The organism is Intrasporangium sp., from assembly GCF_035688975.1.
GTDB lineage: Bacteria > Actinomycetota > Actinomycetes > Actinomycetales > Dermatophilaceae > CALMNV01.
In genome coordinates, this window is the sequence record NZ_DASSMH010000059.1 from 32049 (window position 1) to 47311 (window position 15263).

General features: G+C 73.2%; 13 protein-coding genes. 8 read left to right on the forward strand and 5 right to left on the reverse strand.

Annotated elements, in window-relative coordinates; genetic code table 11:
* Positions 1-5 precede the first annotated feature (5 nt).
* The 3 genes from serB to glgC form a co-directional block, all read right to left on the reverse strand.
* Positions 6-1277 (reverse strand): phosphoserine phosphatase SerB, encoded by a 1272-nt coding sequence (gene serB / locus VFJ94_RS06145; protein WP_325003314.1) that lies wholly within the window; start codon positions 1275-1277, stop codon positions 6-8.
* A 66-nt stretch (positions 1278-1343) separates the two neighbouring features.
* A complete protein-coding gene (locus VFJ94_RS06150; protein ID WP_414654576.1) occupies positions 1344-2216 on the reverse strand; it encodes an LLM class F420-dependent oxidoreductase in 873 nt (290 codons plus the stop codon).
* Complete coding sequence (glgC, locus tag VFJ94_RS06155; protein WP_325003315.1) at positions 2213-3472, reverse strand: glucose-1-phosphate adenylyltransferase; 1260 nt, start codon at positions 3470-3472, stop codon at positions 2213-2215. Before glgC ends, VFJ94_RS06150 begins: the two co-directional genes overlap by 4 nt.
* Before the next feature lie 88 nt (positions 3473-3560).
* On the opposite strand from glgC, the gene glgA reads away from it, so the two are divergent.
* The gene (gene glgA / locus VFJ94_RS06160; RefSeq protein ID WP_325003316.1) at positions 3561-4763 is read left to right on the forward strand and encodes a glycogen synthase; all 1203 of its coding nucleotides are present in this window, start codon (positions 3561-3563) and stop codon (positions 4761-4763) included.
* Positions 4764-4793: 30 nt separating this feature from the next.
* On the opposite strand, the gene VFJ94_RS06165 is transcribed toward glgA, so the two are convergent.
* Positions 4794-5558 (reverse strand): hypothetical protein, encoded by a 765-nt coding sequence (locus tag VFJ94_RS06165; protein ID WP_325003317.1) that lies wholly within the window; start codon positions 5556-5558, stop codon positions 4794-4796.
* 247 nt (positions 5559-5805) lie between these two features.
* Here VFJ94_RS06165 and VFJ94_RS06170 point away from each other — a divergent pair, with 247 nt between their 5' ends.
* The 4 genes from VFJ94_RS06170 to VFJ94_RS06185 all read left to right on the forward strand — a co-directional run bounded on the left by VFJ94_RS06170 (position 5806) and on the right by VFJ94_RS06185 (position 9350).
* Positions 5806-6591 carry an ABC transporter ATP-binding protein gene (locus tag VFJ94_RS06170; RefSeq protein WP_325003318.1) on the forward strand — a complete coding sequence of 262 codons (786 nt, stop codon included), beginning with the start codon at positions 5806-5808 and terminating at the stop codon, positions 6589-6591.
* Positions 6592-6797: 206 nt separating this feature from the next.
* Positions 6798-7244: an NfeD family protein gene (locus VFJ94_RS06175; protein ID WP_325003319.1), complete on the forward strand. Its 447-nt coding sequence runs from the start codon at positions 6798-6800 to the stop codon at positions 7242-7244.
* An 87-nt stretch (positions 7245-7331) separates the two neighbouring features.
* A complete protein-coding gene (locus tag VFJ94_RS06180; RefSeq protein WP_325003320.1) occupies positions 7332-8525 on the forward strand; it encodes an SPFH domain-containing protein in 1194 nt (397 codons plus the stop codon).
* 57 nt (positions 8526-8582) lie between these two features.
* Complete coding sequence (locus VFJ94_RS06185; protein WP_325003321.1) at positions 8583-9350, forward strand: sulfite exporter TauE/SafE family protein; 768 nt, start codon at positions 8583-8585, stop codon at positions 9348-9350.
* A 148-nt stretch (positions 9351-9498) separates the two neighbouring features.
* Here the strand turns inward: VFJ94_RS06185 and ptsP are convergent, their stop codons facing one another.
* Positions 9499-11247, reverse strand: a complete 1749-nt coding sequence (ptsP, locus tag VFJ94_RS06190; protein WP_325003322.1) for a phosphoenolpyruvate--protein phosphotransferase — start codon at positions 11245-11247, stop codon at positions 9499-9501.
* A gap of 156 nt (positions 11248-11403) precedes the next feature.
* Here ptsP and VFJ94_RS06195 point away from each other — a divergent pair, with 156 nt between their 5' ends.
* Genes VFJ94_RS06195 through VFJ94_RS06205 form a run of 3 tightly spaced genes read left to right on the forward strand, consistent with a single transcriptional unit; the run spans position 11404 to position 15237 of the window.
* On the forward strand, positions 11404-12171 hold the full coding sequence (locus tag VFJ94_RS06195) for a DeoR/GlpR family DNA-binding transcription regulator (RefSeq protein ID WP_325003323.1): 768 nt from the start codon (positions 11404-11406) through the stop codon (positions 12169-12171).
* On the forward strand, positions 12168-13118 hold the full coding sequence (locus VFJ94_RS06200; RefSeq protein WP_325003324.1) for a 1-phosphofructokinase family hexose kinase: 951 nt from the start codon (positions 12168-12170) through the stop codon (positions 13116-13118). The genes VFJ94_RS06195 and VFJ94_RS06200 overlap by 4 nt, the downstream gene beginning before the upstream one ends.
* A 25-nt stretch (positions 13119-13143) precedes the next feature.
* Complete coding sequence (locus VFJ94_RS06205; protein ID WP_325003326.1) at positions 13144-15237, forward strand: fructose-specific PTS transporter subunit EIIC; 2094 nt, start codon at positions 13144-13146, stop codon at positions 15235-15237.
* The last annotated feature ends 26 nt before the right edge of the window (positions 15238-15263 follow it).

Sequence of the window (15263 nt, forward strand, 5' to 3'; positions counted from 1 at the left end):
TCAGCCTAGTGAGGGGCGGGGGGGACCGCTGGCACGGCCGTCGGCGTGCCGTCCGCGGCATCCGCCTCCTCGATCTCCTCGCGCGTGAGGCCGAGCAGGTAGAGCACCGAGTCGAGGTAGGGCACGTTCACCGACGTGTGGGCCTGCTCGCGCACGACCGGCTTGGCGTTGAAGGCGACGCCGAGGCCGGCGGCGGCCAGCATGTCGAGGTCGTTGGCCCCGTCGCCGATGGCGACGGTCCGGCTGAGGGGCAGCCCCTCGGAGGCGGCGAAGTCGCGAAGGGCGCGCGCCTTGCCGGCCCGGTCGACGACCTCGCCGAGGACGCGGCCCGTGAGGCGACCGTCGCGGATCTCCAGGCGGTTCGCACGGGCGTGGTCGATGCCGAGCTCCGCAGCGAGGCCGCCGACGATCTCGACAAAACCACCGGAGACGAGACCGACGGTGAAGCCGAGCCGCTTCAGGGTACGCACCAACGTGCGGGCCCCCGGCGTCAGGACGATGTCGCGACGCACCTCCTGCAGCACCGAGGCCGGCAGGCCGGCCAGCGTCGCCACCCGGGCCCGGAGCGACTGCTCGAAGTCGAGCTCACCGGCCATCGCCCGGGCCGTCACCGCGGCGACCTCCTCCTCCCGCCCGCAGTGCGCGGCCAGCATCTCGATGACCTCCTGCCGGATGAGGGTCGAGTCGACGTCGAGGACGACGAGACGGCGTCCGCGACGAGCAAGGCCACCGGGAGCGACGGCGACGTCGATGCCGTTCGCCGCGGCGACGAGGCTGAGCTCGGTGCGCAGCCCTGCAACGTCGGCACCGGACACGTCGAACTCGACCGTCGTCACCGGATACCGCGACAGCCGGCGGATGCGGTCGATGTTGGCGCCGTGCTCGGCGATCCGCCCGGTCACCGCCGACACGGCGTCCGCGCCGAGGGGGCGGCCGAGGACGACGACCGCGGCGCGCCCGTGGCGCGGTCGCGGACCATCTGCCGGGCCGGCGCCGAAGGACACGGCGAGCCCCAGCCGCTCGGCGACCGAGCGCGCGGCCGCGCGCACCGCGTCCGCCGCGTCGCCCGGTGCCAGCACGAGGGCGAGGGTGAGGTGGCCGTGGACGACGACCTGCTGGATGTCGATCACCTCGGCACCCGCGCCGACCTCGGTGACCGCGGCGAGGAGCGTGCCGGTGACGCCCGGCCGGTCCGCACCGGTGACCGTGATGCTCAGCGTCTCCTTCGTCTCCGTCGTCTCCGTCGTCTCCGTCGCCTGCGTCGTCGCGTCGTCCACGACGATCAGGCTAGTGAGCGGGCCGAGCAGCCAGGGCGGCGCATCCGGCATACGGCATACGGCGCCTCAGGCGCGGTTGACCTCGTCCCGCCAGGCGAGCAGGTCCCTGACCCGGCCGAGGTCGGGGTCGACGGCCGCGACGCTCGCGGTGAAGAGCCGGGTCCCGATGTCGTGCAGCTGCTGCGCGTTGCCGGCGTAGTCGCCCGACTGGTCGGGATTGCGGCCCGGGACGAAGGCCACTCCGGCGGACCGCTCGATCTCGAGCGGGTCCCTGCCCCTGCGCGCGCACCAGGCGTCGAGGACGCGGTGCTTGTGCGCGATCGCCTCCGGCCCGCCGAAGCCGTGCCAGATCGCCGCGTGCTCGGCGACGATGCGCAGCGTCTTGCGCTCGCCGCCGCCGCCGATGAGGATCGGGATCTGCCGCGTCGGCGGCGGGTTGAGGCGCGACCAACGCTCGCGGATCACCGGCAGGTCGCGGGCGAGCGCGTCGAGCCGGGCCCCGGCGGTCCCGAAGTCGTAGCCGTACTCGTCGTAGTCGTGCTCGAACCACCCGGAGCCGATCCCGAGGATCAGCCGGCCGTCGCTGATGTGGTCCACGGTGCGCGCCATGTCGGCCAGCAGGTGGGGGTTGCGGTAGGAGTTGCACGTCACGAGCGCGCCGATCTCGACGCGCTCCGTGGCCTCCGCCCAGGCCCCGAGCATCGTCCAGCACTCGAAGTGCCGCCCGCCGCGGTCACCGCTCAGGGGGAAGAAATGGTCCCACGTGAAGACGATGTCGACGCCGAGCTCCTCGAGCGCGGCGCACGTGCGCCGGATGTCCCCGTATGCCGCGTGCTGGGGTGGGACCTGGACGCCCACGCGGGCTGGTCTGGGGTCGGCGGCGCTCGCGGGCGGCCCCGGCTCCTCCGGCAGGTCGTCCGGCCGAGGAGCGCCGGTCACTCCGTCACCGTCTGGCCCTTGCCGACGACGACGATGCCCGAGTCCGTCACGTGGAAGCCCCGGGCGCGGTCGTGGTCGTGGTCGTAGCCGACCTGGGCGTTGGGCGGGACGGTCACGTTCTTGTCGAGGATGGCCCGGCGGACCTTGGCCTGCCGGCCCACCTCCACCCCGTCGAGGAGCACCGACGCCTCGATGTGGGCGTAGCTGTGCACCTTGACGAGCGGGGAGAGCACCGATCCGTAGACGTGCCCGCCCGAGACCACGACGCCGGGGGAGACGGCCGAGTTGAGCGCCTCGCCGATCCGGTCCCCGCTGCCGTGGACGAACTTCGCCGGCGGAAGCGGCTGGTACTGGGTGTACATCGGCCACTCGTAGTTGTAGAGGTTGAACACCGGGTGGATGGAGACCAGGTCCATGTGCGCCTCGTAGTACGACTCGATGGTCCCCACGTCACGCCAGTAGCCGCGGTCGCGGTCGGTGGAGCCCGGCACCGGGTTGTTCTTGAAGTCGTAGACCCCGGCGTCCCCCCGGCTGACGAAGTCGGGCACGATGTCCCCGCCCATGTCGTGCTTGCTGCCCTCGCGGTCGTGGTCGCGGGTCACGGCCTCCTCGAGGGCGCTCGCGGTGAAGACGTAGTTGCCCATCGAGGCGAGGATCTCGTGCGGGGCGTCGGGGAGGCCGCGCGCGTCGGTGGGCTTCTCGAGGAAGGCCGAGATGCGGGTCGGGTCCTGCTCGTCGACCTCGATCACCCCGAACTGGTCGGCCATGGAGATCGGCTGCCGGATGGCGGCGACGGTGACCCCCACTCCGGACTTGATGTGCTGCTCCACCATGTGGCTGAAGTCCATGCGGTAGACGTGGTCGGCGCCCACGACGACGACGATCTCGGGCCGCTCGTCGTGCACGAGGTTGAGGCTCTGGTAGATCGCGTCCGCGCTGCCGAGATACCAGTTCTTGTCGACGCGCTGCTGCGCCGGCACGGTGGTGACGTAGTTGCCGAGGAGCGTCGACATGCGCCACGTCTTCGTCACGTGGGCGTCGAGGCTGTGCGACTTGTACTGCGTGAGCACGACCACCTTGAGGTAGCCCGAGTTGACGACGTTGCTCAGGGCGAAGTCGATGAGGCGGTAGATGCCGCCGAACGGGACGGCCGGCTTCGCACGGTCCGCGGTGAGCGGCATGAGGCGCTTGCCCTCCCCTCCGGCGAGCACGATGGCAAGGACCTGGGAACCGGAGGAGGGGCTACGTCGCGCCATGGCCACACCCTAGGGGCACAGAGGCGCGCGAGGGGGACGGAGGCAGCATCCCCTGCCTCCACCCGTCCGCACGGCTACGCTCGGTCGCGTGCGCGTAGACATCCTCAGCAAGGAGTACCCCCCGGCCATCTACGGCGGCGCCGGCGTCCACGTGGCCGAGCTGGTCCGCGCGCTGCGGGCCCGCGGTGACCTCGACGTGCGGGTGAGGTGCTTCGGCGAGCCGCGGGACGAGGCCGGCACGACGGCATACGCGGACCTCGCCGAGCTCGCCGACCACAACGCCGCGATCAAGACCCTCGGGGTCGATCTCGCCCTGGCCGGCGACTGCGTCGGCGCCGACCTCGTCCACTCGCACACGTGGTACGCCAACTTCGGTGGGCACCTGGCCTCGCTCCTCGGCGGTATGCCGCACGTCGTGACCGCCCACTCGCTGGAGCCCATGCGGCCGTGGAAGGCCGAGCAGCTGGGCGGCGGCTACCGGGTCTCGAGCTACGTGGAGCGCACGGCCTACGAGGCGGCGGCCGCCGTCGTCGCCGTCAGCGCGGGCATGCGGGACGACATCCTGCGCAGCTACCCCTCGCTCGACCCGGCCGCGGTCCACGTCGTCCACAACGGCATCGACGCCGACCTGTGGCAGCCGGACCGGTCCGACGACGCGCGGGCCGTCGTCCAGCGCCACGGCGTCGACCCGGAGCGTCCCTCGGTCGTCTTCGTCGGCCGGATCACCCGGCAGAAGGGGCTGCCCTACCTGCTCCGTGCCTGCGAGCAGCTGCCACCCGCCGTGCAGATCGTGCTCTGCGCGGGCGCTCCGGACACACCGGAGATCCTCGCAGAGGTCGAGGGCCTCGTGGAGCGGCTGCGGTCCGGCCGGGAGGGCGTCGTCTGGATCCCCGACATGCTGCCGCGAGCCGAGGTCGTGGCGCTGCTCAGCCACGGCACGGTCTTCGCCTGCCCGTCGGTCTACGAGCCGCTCGGCATCGTCAACCTCGAGGCGATGGCCTGCGGCCTGCCGGTCGTCGCGACGGCGACGGGGGGCATCCCGGAGGTCGTCGTCGACGGCGAGACCGGGTGGCTCGTGCCCATCCAGCAGCTGACGGACGGCACGGGCACGCCGGTCGACCCGGACCGCTTCGTCGCCGACCTCGCCGCCGCGCTCACCGACGCGGTGTCCGACGTCGACCGGGCCGGCCGGATGGGGGCGGCAGGGCGCCAGCGCGCCGTCGACTCCTTCTCGTGGGCCTCGATCGGCGAACGCACCCTCGCCGTCTACCGCTCCGTGCTCGACCGCTGAGCGGCCGGCTGAGTCCGCTGGACCGCCACCTCAGGCCGGGCGCCAGCCGGCGATGGCCATCACCGCGACGTTGGCGGCCTCCCCGAGCGCGGTGTCGGCGTCCCCACGCACAGACCGGAGCAGCGCCTCACGACGCGCGGTGGCGTCCGCGGCCACGGGTCCGCGGGGCAGCGCCGCACCGACGCGGGCCGTGTCGGCCAGCGCCGCGACCCGGGCGGCGAGCGTGAGCACGCGGACCGCCCGGTCCGGCGTCACGTCCGGCAGGCCCCACACCGCGCGCCGCACGGCGCCCTCCGCCGCCTCGCGGTGGTGCTCGTCCCAGGGCGCACCGCCGACCGCCTCGAGCTGCTCGGCATACCGTCGCACCGACTCAAGGAGCGTCCGCTCGGTGTGGCGCAGGTCGAGCATCTCGAGCCGGTGCCGCGGCGTCGGGTCGCAGTCGTATGCCGTCCAGTCGGCCCGCAGGCCGGTGTCGCCCGCCGTGCCGTAGTCCGAGAGGCTCGGGACGAGGAGGCCGCCGATCCCGGCCACGAAGACGCACTCGCCGGCGTCGACCGCGGCAGCCAGCGCCTCCGGCGAGGACCGGGGCACCGAGGTCGGGTCGCCCGGCCGGGGCAGGGCCACGAAGAGCGCACCCTCGCCGAGCTCACGCCACAGCTCCAGCCGGTCGAGGTCACCGGCGACGTGGTCGACGTCCGGCAGCGCTCGGGCCACGACCCGGTCGGACGGCAGGTGGCCGTGCCAGGCGGCCGTCGCCCAGAGGGCGAGGCGCACGGAGGCGGGCAGCACGGCCATCGCGTCATCGTAGGGGCCCCGTGCCCGGTCCGGACGCGCCGCGGAGGTCGACCCGCAGATCACCTGGGGGATCACCTGGCGGATCAACTGGCGGATCAACTGGCGGATCAACTGGCGGATCAACTGGCGGACGGTGCTGCTATGGCGACACCTCTCGCCAGTTGATCCGCCAGTTGATCGCTCGTCAGCGGGTCGCGCCACCTGGGGACCCCGGGATGCCCCCACGGCGTGCCCTAGGGTCGTGCCCATGAGCGACGTCCTGGCCTTCGCGGGTGTCACGGTGCGACGCGGTGCCGTCACCCTCCTCGACGACGTGACGTGGGAGGTCGAGGAGGGTGAGCGCTGGGTCGTGCTCGGCCCCAACGGCGCCGGCAAGACGACGCTGCTGCAGATCGCGTCCGCCCGGATGCACCCCACGACGGGCGTGGCGGGAGTCCTCGGAGAGGTGCTCGGGGCCGTCGACGTCTTCGAGCTGCGGCCGCGGATCGGTCTGGCGAGCTCGGCGATGGCCGAGCGGATCCCCGGGGACGAGGTCGTCGCCGACGTCGTGGTCACCGCCTCCTACGGCATCGTCGGCCGGTGGCGCGAGAGCTACGACCAGCTCGACCATGCACGCGCCGGGGGGCTGCTGCGCGCGCTCGGCGCCGAGCACCTCGCCGACCGTCGCTTCCGCACCCTGAGCGAGGGCGAGCGCAAGCGCGTGCAGATCGCCCGGGCCCTGATGACCGATCCCGAGCTCATGCTGCTCGACGAGCCGGCGGCCGGCCTCGACCTCGGCGGACGCGAGGACCTCGTGCGCCGCCTCGGTGAGCTCGCGGCGGACACGGAGGCGCCCGCTCTTGTCCTCGTGACCCACCACGTCGAGGAGATCCCGCCGTCGTTCACGGACGTGCTCATGGTCCGCGAGGGGCGGGTCGTCGCCGCCGGCCCGCTCGAGCTGACGATGACCGAGGCCAACCTGTCCCAGACCTTCGGGCTGCCGCTCGTGCTCGAGCGTCACGGCGACCGCTGGTCCGCCCGAGCCCGGACCTGACCGCTCACCTGACGCTGACGCTGACCTGACCCCTCGGCCCGAGCCACGGCCCCGGTGGCGCCCGCGGACGGCCAGTTCGCAGGTTCTCCTCCCTGCGCAGGGAACCAGAGGAGAATGGACGACGTCCGAGGTGTTCGACGACACGACGGCCCCGCGGTGCGACCTGCAGCTCGACCCGCGGCCCGAGACGGAAGCCAGGTGGGACGGTGTTCGACGATCAGGCGTGGGTGGTCTGGCTTGGGCTGGCGCTCGTCCTCGTCGGCGTCGAGGCGGCCACCGTCGACTTCACCTTCCTCATGCTGGCCGGCGGTGCGCTGGGCGGCACGGTGGCCGCGGCCATGGGGGCTCCGTTCGCCGCGCAGGCGGTCGTGTCCGCCGTCGTCGCCGTCGTGCTCCTGCTCACCGTGCGCCCCTGGCTCAAGGAGCACTTCACCGTCGCCCACCGAGAGCTCATGGGCGCGCAGGCCAACGTCGGGCGATCGGCATACGTCCTCGACCGGGTCGGGCCGGCGAGCGGGCGGATCAAGCTGGCCGGTGAGACGTGGAGTGCGCGCAGCACCGGCGCGACCATCGAGCCGGGCGAGGAGGTCATCGTCGAGTCGATCGACGGAGCCACCGCGGTGGTGAGCCGGGCGAGGGTGGCCGGCGGCTGACGGGCCAGAACTCGCGGGCGGCCGTCCCGGCCTCCTGCATCGGGCGCCCTCGACGCTGGGGCGCAGGGAACGAGGGAGAAGGTTGACGTGGATCCGGTAGTCATCATTCCAGTGCTCATCGTTGTGGTGGCGCTCATCATCGTGCTGCGCACGGTGCGGATCGTTCCGCAGCAGACCGCGCAGATCATCGAGCGCCTCGGCAGCTATGACCGGACGCTGACGGCGGGGATCCACTTCCTGATCCCGTTCGTCGACAAGGTGCGCGCCACCATCGACCTGCGCGAGCAGGTGGTGACCTTCCCGCCGCAGCCGGTCATCACCTCCGACAACCTCGTCGTGAGCATCGACACGGTCATCTACTACTCGGTGACGGCCGCCAAGGACGCCGTCTACGAGATCGCGAACTTCATCCAGGGCATCGAGCAGCTCACCGTGACGACGCTGCGCAACGTCATCGGCTCCCTCGACCTCGAGCAGACGCTGACCAGCCGTGACCAGATCAACGGCCAGCTGCGCGGGGTGCTCGACGAGGCGACCGGCAGGTGGGGCATCCGCGTCAACCGGGTCGAGCTCAAGGCCATCGACCCGCCCCACTCGGTGCAGGACTCGATGGAGAAGCAGATGCGGGCCGAGCGTGACCGCCGGGCCGCCATCCTCACCGCCGAAGGGTTCAAGCAGTCCGCCATCCTCACGGCCGAGGGCGAGAAGCAGAGCCAGATCCTGCGCGCCGAGGGCTCGGCGCAGGCCCGGATCCTCGAAGCCCAAGGGCAGGCACGTGCCATCCAGCAGGTCTTCGGTGCCATCCACCGCGGCAAGCCGACCCAGAAGCTGCTCGCCTACCAGTACCTGCAGGTGCTTCCCCAGCTCGCCCGGGGCGACTCGAACAAGATGTGGATCGTCCCCTCTGAGCTCACCGAGGCCCTGCGCGGCATCGGCGGGGCGCTGGGCGGGCTCAACGGGTCGAGCGCGCAGACCGACGAGGAGGACGAGTGGCTCGACCCCGGCGCCCTCGACGACGACGCCTTCGCGGAGACGATCCTCGAGGACTCGGCCAAAGCGCTCGCCGAGGCACGCGGGCAGGCTGCCCAGGCCAGCGCCGAGTCGACCGAGCACGCGTCCCCGGCGCATCGGGCGCAGCCGCCGATCCAGCCGCCGGCCGACCAGGTGCCGGTGCGGCCCACGTCGCCCGAGCCGTCGGTCGAGACACCGATCCAGCAGCCACCACAGGCGCAGCAGCCGCCGCACGCGCTGCCCGACGCGGCGCAGGCGCCCGGCCGCTGAGGTCGCCTGACGGCGACCGGCCGGGCGGACACCCGGTCACCCTTGTAGGGTGGCCGGGTGTCTGTCTGGACGGCCCTGCTCATCGCGCTGGCCGGCACCGGGGCGGGGCTGATCAACACAATCGTCGGATCGGGCACGCTGCTCACCTTCCCCACGCTGCTCTTCTTCGGGGTGAGCCCGCTCGTCGCCAACGTGTCCAACAACATCGGACTCGTCGCCGGGGGCATCACCGGGTCATGGGGCTACCGCGCGGAGCTGACCGGCCAGGCCCCGACCCTGCGGCGGCTCATGCCCCTGTCGTTCGCCGGCTCGGTCGTCGGGGCGGGGCTGCTCCTCGTGCTGCCGGCGAGCGCCTTCCGGTCCATCGTGCCCGTCCTCATCCTGATCGCGCTCGCGCTGGTCCTCGTGGGGCCGCGGCTGCAGGCCCGGATGGCGGTGCGGCACGACGGCGCCGACCCGCCCTGGCACGCGCCGGTCCTCGGCGCCGGGGTCTTCGTCGCGGGCATGTACGGCGGCTACTTCGGGGCCGCTCAGGGCGTGCTGCTCATGGGCCTCTTCAGCCTGCTCAGCGCGGAGCCGCTGCAACGGCTCAACGCCTACAAGAACGTCCTCGCGCTCATCGTCAACGTCGTCGCCGCCGTCGTCTTCGTCCTCTTCGCGCGCAGCTCGATCGACTGGCCGATCGTCGGCCTCGTCGCAGTGGGGGCCTTCGCCGGCGGCGTGCTCGGGGCCCATGTCGGTCGACGGATCCCGCCGGCGGTCCTGCGCGGGATCATCGTGACCATCGGCGTCGTCGCGGTCGTCAGGCTCCTCTGGTTCTCGTGAGGGTCGGCTGGTTCTCGTGACGGTCGGCGCGCCCGCGCCCGTGCGGGTAGGTCGCCTCCCCGCTACGCCACTGCTGCCCCAGCGGGAGCAGTGACGTAGCGGTGGAGGCGGGCACCGGCGCAGCTGCGGTGCGCGGTGGCGGCGGCGCCTACCTGCCGAGCGCCTCGGCAGCGGCCGCGCGGGCCGCCGCCGGGTCGGGGGCCGCGAGCGCGACCTCCGCGGCCTGCTCGCACTGCGCCACCGACACCGAGCCGATGGACGTGCCGACCCGACGCAGCGCGGACACGGCCATCGACAGGCTGGTCACCCCGAGGCCGACGAGCACGCAGGCGAGGAGCGGGTCGGCCGCGGCCTCGCCGCAGACCCCGACGGGCTTGCCCACGGCGCGGCCGGCCGCCGCCGTGATGGCCACCAGGTGGAGCACCGCCGGCTGCCACGTGTCGGTGAGGCTCGCGAGGTCGGCGCTCAGCCGGTCGGCCGCCATGGTGTACTGCGACAGGTCGTTGGTGCCGATCGACAGGAAGTCGACGTGCTCGAGCAGGCGGTGCGCGAGCAGCGCCGCGGACGGGATCTCGATCATGACGCCCGGCACGAGCGAGCGGGTCCGGCAGAGCGCGGCGAAGGCCTCGGCCTCCGAGACGGTCGCCACCATGGGGGCCATGACCCACGGCGTCGTGCTGGTCTCGGCCGCGGCCTGGGCGATCGCGTCGAGCTGGCGGGAGAGCAGCCCCGGGTTCCGGCTGGCGAGGCGCAGCCCCCGGACGCCGAGGGCCGGGTTCTCCTCGTTGGGCAGCGTGGCGAACTTCATCGGCTTGTCGGACCCGGCGTCGAGCGTCCGGATGACGACGCGGCGGCCACCGAACGCGTCGAGCACATCGGCATACAGCCGGGCCTGCTCCTCGACGGAGGGCTCGGTGTCGCGGCCGAGGAAGGCCAGCTCGCTGCGGAAGAGCCCGACCCCCTCGCTGGGCTCCGCCGCCGCCAAGCGCGCGGTGGGGCCGTCCTGCACGTTGGCGTAGATCGCCACCCGCCGCCCGTCCGCGGTCTGGCCGGGACCACGCCACGCCTCGGCCGCGGCGCGCTCGGAGCGGTCCGCGGTGACCAGCCGCTCGACCTCCTGCGGGTCGGGGTGCAGGAGCACCTCGCCGGCGGTGCCGTTGACGAGGACCTGGGTGCCGACCGGGATGTCGTCGACGGGGACGGCCACCACGCAGGGGATCCCGAGCTGCCGGGCGATGATCGCCGTGTGGCTCGTCGGCCCACCGAGGCTCGTCGCGAGGGCGACGACGCGGGTGGGGTCGAGCGTCGCGGTGTCCGCCGGTGCGAGGTCGGGGGCGAGGAGCACGGACGGCTCGGGCGGAATGGTGATGCCGGGCTCCGGCAGGCCCCGCAGCTCGGCGACGAGGCGCCCGCACAGGTCGCGCAGGTCGGTGACGCGCTCGGCCATGAGCCCACCGAGCTTCTCGAGCATGGCCGCGAACTGGTCGACGGCGGTCACCGTCGCGGCCTCCGCACTGGCACCGCCGCGCACCGCCTTCTCGACGGCCTTGCGCAGGCCCTTGTCGCCGACCAGACCGACCTGGGCGACGAGCACCTCGGCGACGACTCCCGAGGCGGCCTCGGCCCGCGCCCGCAGGCGCGCGGACACGGCGTCCACCGCCGCGGCATACCGCGCGATCTCGTGCTCGGGCTCGCCGCCGGGGAGGGTGAGCACACCCGCGAGGTCGACCGGGGGCGCGGGCCGGATGACCGGCCCGAAGGCGATGCCGCCCACGACCGGCGTCCCGGTCCGGCGCCCCGAGAGCACGTCACGCAGGGATCCCGGAAGCGGCACGGCGGGCGGGACGGCCGAGGCTCCTGTCGTCGTGCTGGGCGAGCTGGTCGTCGGCTCGGTCATCGCGTCCTCCGTCCGCCGCACGGCGACATCGCCGCGGGTCGTGGTGTTGGTTTGCGTGGGCTCTTCGTGAAATTACGGCCCAGACCCTTGACAGGTCAAGAGATCCGGGCGTAAAACAAACGATTACAACATCGACTGCGCATCGAGGAGGGCCGGATGTACGCCGAAGAGCGCCAACAGGCCTTGGCATCCATGGTCCTCCGGGACCGCCGGATTGTGGTGAGTGACGCGGCAGAGCATTTCGGCGTCACGACCGAGACGGTGCGCCGCGACCTCGCGACCCTCGAGCGCCTCAACCTCGTGCGCCGGGTCCACGGGGGAGCGGTGCCGGCCGATGTCCTCACCACCGTCGAGCTCGACGTGCCGCAGCGCCGCCGCGCGGCCGAGGCGGAGAAGGCGCGCATCGGCAAGGCGGCGCTCGACCTGCTTCCCGGCCCGGAGGGCAGCATCCTGCTCGACGCTGGGACGACCACCGCCCAGCTCGCCGCCGCGATCCCCGCGGACTCGAGGCTGACCGTCATCACCAACGACGGCGCGGTCGTCGAGCGGCTCAACGAGCACCGCGGGCTCGAGCTCTACCAGCTCGGCGGCCGGGTCCGGCCGACGACCCGGGCCGCCGTCGGTCCGCGCACCCTCACGGTGCTCTCCGACCTGCGGGTCGACGTCGCCTTCCTCGGCACCAACGGCCTCAGCCTCGAGCACGGCCTGTCCACCCCGGACCCCGACGAGGCGGCCGTCAAGACGGCCATGATCGCGGCCGCGAGGCGAGTCGTCGTCCTCGCCGACTCCAGCAAGCTCGGCCGGGAGAGCCTCATCCGCTTCGGGAGACTCGACCAGGTCGACGTGGTGGTCACCGACGCGGGCGCCCCGCCGGACGTCGTGGCGGCCCTGGAGGCACGCGACATCGACGTGGTGGTCGCATGATCGTCACGCTGACCGCGAACCCGTCGATCGACCGGACGATGGCCCTCGGGCGCCCGCTCGAGCGCGGCGGGGTGGTGTCCGCCGCGTCGGTGACGGACGAGCCCGGGGGCAAGGGCGTCAACGTCGCCAGGGTGCTCTCGCTCGCCGGTGCCGCCGCCACCGCGGTCCTGCCCGCGGACGCCGGCGACCCGCTGCTCGCCGGCTTGTCCGCGGCCGGGGTGCAGCCGGTGCCCGTGCCGGTCGGGCGAGCGGCCAGGGTCAACATCACCATCACCGAGCCGGACGGGACGACGACGAAGGTCAACGACGCCGGGCGACCCCTGCCCGCGAAGGTGCTGGACGCGCTCGGTGACCGACTGCTCGAGGCGTCGCTGCCGGGTGGCTGGGTGGTCCTCGCCGGCTCCCTGCCCCCCGGTGTGCCCGAGGACTGGTATGCCGTGCTGACCGAGCGCCTGCAGTCCGCCGGGCGGCGCGTGGCCGTCGACACGTCGGGCCGTCCGCTGACCGAGACCGTCCGCCGCTCGGGGCGCCGGCCCGACCTGCTCAAGCCCAACGCCGACGAGCTCGCCTCGTTGACCGGGGACGACCCCGCGCAGCTCGAGGGCGACGTGCGCCGGGCCGAGCAGGCGGCGCGGCGCCTGGTGTCCGAGGGCGTGGGCGCGATCCTGCTCACCCTCGGAGCGTCCGGTGCCCTCCTCGTCACGGCCGAGGGCACGTGGCAGGCCACGCCGCCGCGGATCCGGGTGCGCAGCACGGTCGGCGCGGGCGACTCCAGCCTCGCCGGCTACCTGCTTGCCGAGGACCGGGGCGCCGACGCCCCGACCTGCCTGTCCGAGGCCGTCGCCTTCGGCGCGGCCGCGGCCTCACTCCCCGGCTCGACGATGCCGCGGGAATCCGATCTTGACCGGGACGGCGTCGTCGTCTCCGCGTTCGACGCTGCTCGCTGAGCAGCACCCCCAGGAAGGAATGCGCGTGTCACAACTCATCACCTCCGGGCTGGTGTCGCTCGACGAACCGCTCGGTACCAGCAAGGACGAGGTCATCGCCTCGCTCGCCGGGCTCGTGGCGGCCGCCGGCCGCAGCGACGACCCGGCCGGGCTCACCCAGGACGCCTACGCCCGCGAGTCGAAGTCGGCGACCGGTATGCCGGGTGGCCTCGCCATCCCGCACTGCCGCTCGGAGCACGTCTCCGAGTCGACGCTGGTCTTCGCGCGCCTGGCGCCCGCCGTCGACTTCGGCGCGAAGGACGGACCAGCGGACCTCGTCTTCATGATCGCCGCTCCCGCGGCGGGTGACCAGGAGCACATGAAGCTGCTGACCCAGCTCGCTCGGGCCCTGGTGCGCAAGGACTTCACCGATTCACTGCGGTCGGCGACGAGCAGGGACGAGGTCGTGCGGCTGGTGTCTGAGGTCGTCAAGCCCCCGGCCGCTCCGTCAGCCGCCGCGGCGCCCGCTGCGCAGCCCACCGGCGTCACGGCTGCGGCCGGGACGGGAGCGGCGGCCGCGGCTGCCGGAGGCGGCGCGACGTCCACGGTGACCGAGGACCGGCCGACGGCCGCCTCGGCCGACCACGGGGAGGGGCCGCTCTCCATCGTCGCCGTCACCTCTTGCCCCACGGGCATCGCGCACACCTACATGGCGGCCGAGGCGCTCGAGCACGCGGGCAAGAAGGCCGGCGTGGAGGTCCACGTGGAGCCGCAGGGCTCGGTCGGCGCCGAGACCCTCGACCCGGCGGTGATCCGCGCCGCGAGCGCAGTCATCTTCGCCACCGACGTGGGCGTGCGCGACAAGCACCGGTTCGCCGGGCTGGCCGAGATCAACAGCGGCGTCAAGGCCGGGATCCACGAGGCCGACAGCCTGGTCGCGCGCGCCATCGCGGCGGCCAAGGACCCGAGCGCCCCGCGCGTGGCCGCGACGGCGGACAGCGGTGAGCCGGGCCCGTCGGCCGCCTCCCAGCACATCGGCGTCCGGATCCGCACGGCGCTGCTCACCGGCGTGAGCTACATGATCCCCTTCGTCGCCGCGGGCGGCCTGCTCATCGCGCTCGGGTTCCTCGTCGGCGGGTACAAGATCACCGCGACCGCCGAAAAGGTGGTCCTCGGCAACTCGTTGTGGGACCTGCCTGCGGGTGGGCTGTCGCAGTACCTGGGTGCCCTCCTCTTCCAGGTCGGCGCCTGGGCGTTCGCCTTCCTCGTGCCGGCACTGGCCGGCTACATCGCCTACGCCATCGCCGACCGCCCCGGCATCGCCCCCGGATTCGTCATCGGGTTCGTGGCCGGCCAGATCGGCGCGGGCTTCCTCGGTGGCCTCATCGGCGGTCTGCTGGCCGGCGCGGTGGCCCTGTGGATCAGCCGGTTCAAGGTGCCGGCCTTCGCCCGCGGGCTCATGCCCGTCGTCGTCATCCCGCTGTTCGCCACCGTCATCTCGAGCGGCCTGATGATCCTCGTGCTCGGCCGACCGATCGCCGCCCTCACCAAGGCCCTGACCACCTGGCTGAGCGGCCTGTCCGGCAGCTCGGCGATCATCCTCGGGATCATCCTCGGCGCGATGATGTGCTTCGACATGGGCGGGCCCGTCAACAAGGCGGCCTACGTCTTCGCCACGACCGGGCTCAACCTGCAGAACCCCGCCACGCTCAAGATCATGGCCGCCGTCATGGCCGCCGGCATGGTGCCGCCCCTCGCCCTCGCCCTGGCCTCGGCCGTGGCGCCCGGCCTCTTCACACCGGCGGAGCGCGAGAACGGCAAGGCGGCCTGGCTGCTCGGGGCCTCCTTCATCTCGGAGGGCGCCATCCCCTTCGCCGCGGCGGACCCCCTGCGGGTCATCCCGCCGATGATGCTCGGCGGGGCCGTCACCGGTGCCGTCAGCATGGCGTCCGGCGTCCAGCTCAGCGCGCCCCACGGGGGGATCTTCGTCCTCTTCGCCATCACCGGTGTGCTGCTCTTCCTCCTCTCGCTCGTCGTCGGCACGGTCGTCGGGTCGGCCGCCGTCGTGGCCGCCAAGCGCTACTGGCACCGCGACACCGACACGCGGAAGGAAGCGGTGGCGGCACCGGCGGCCGCCTGACACGATCGACGTCCACGACGTCTCCG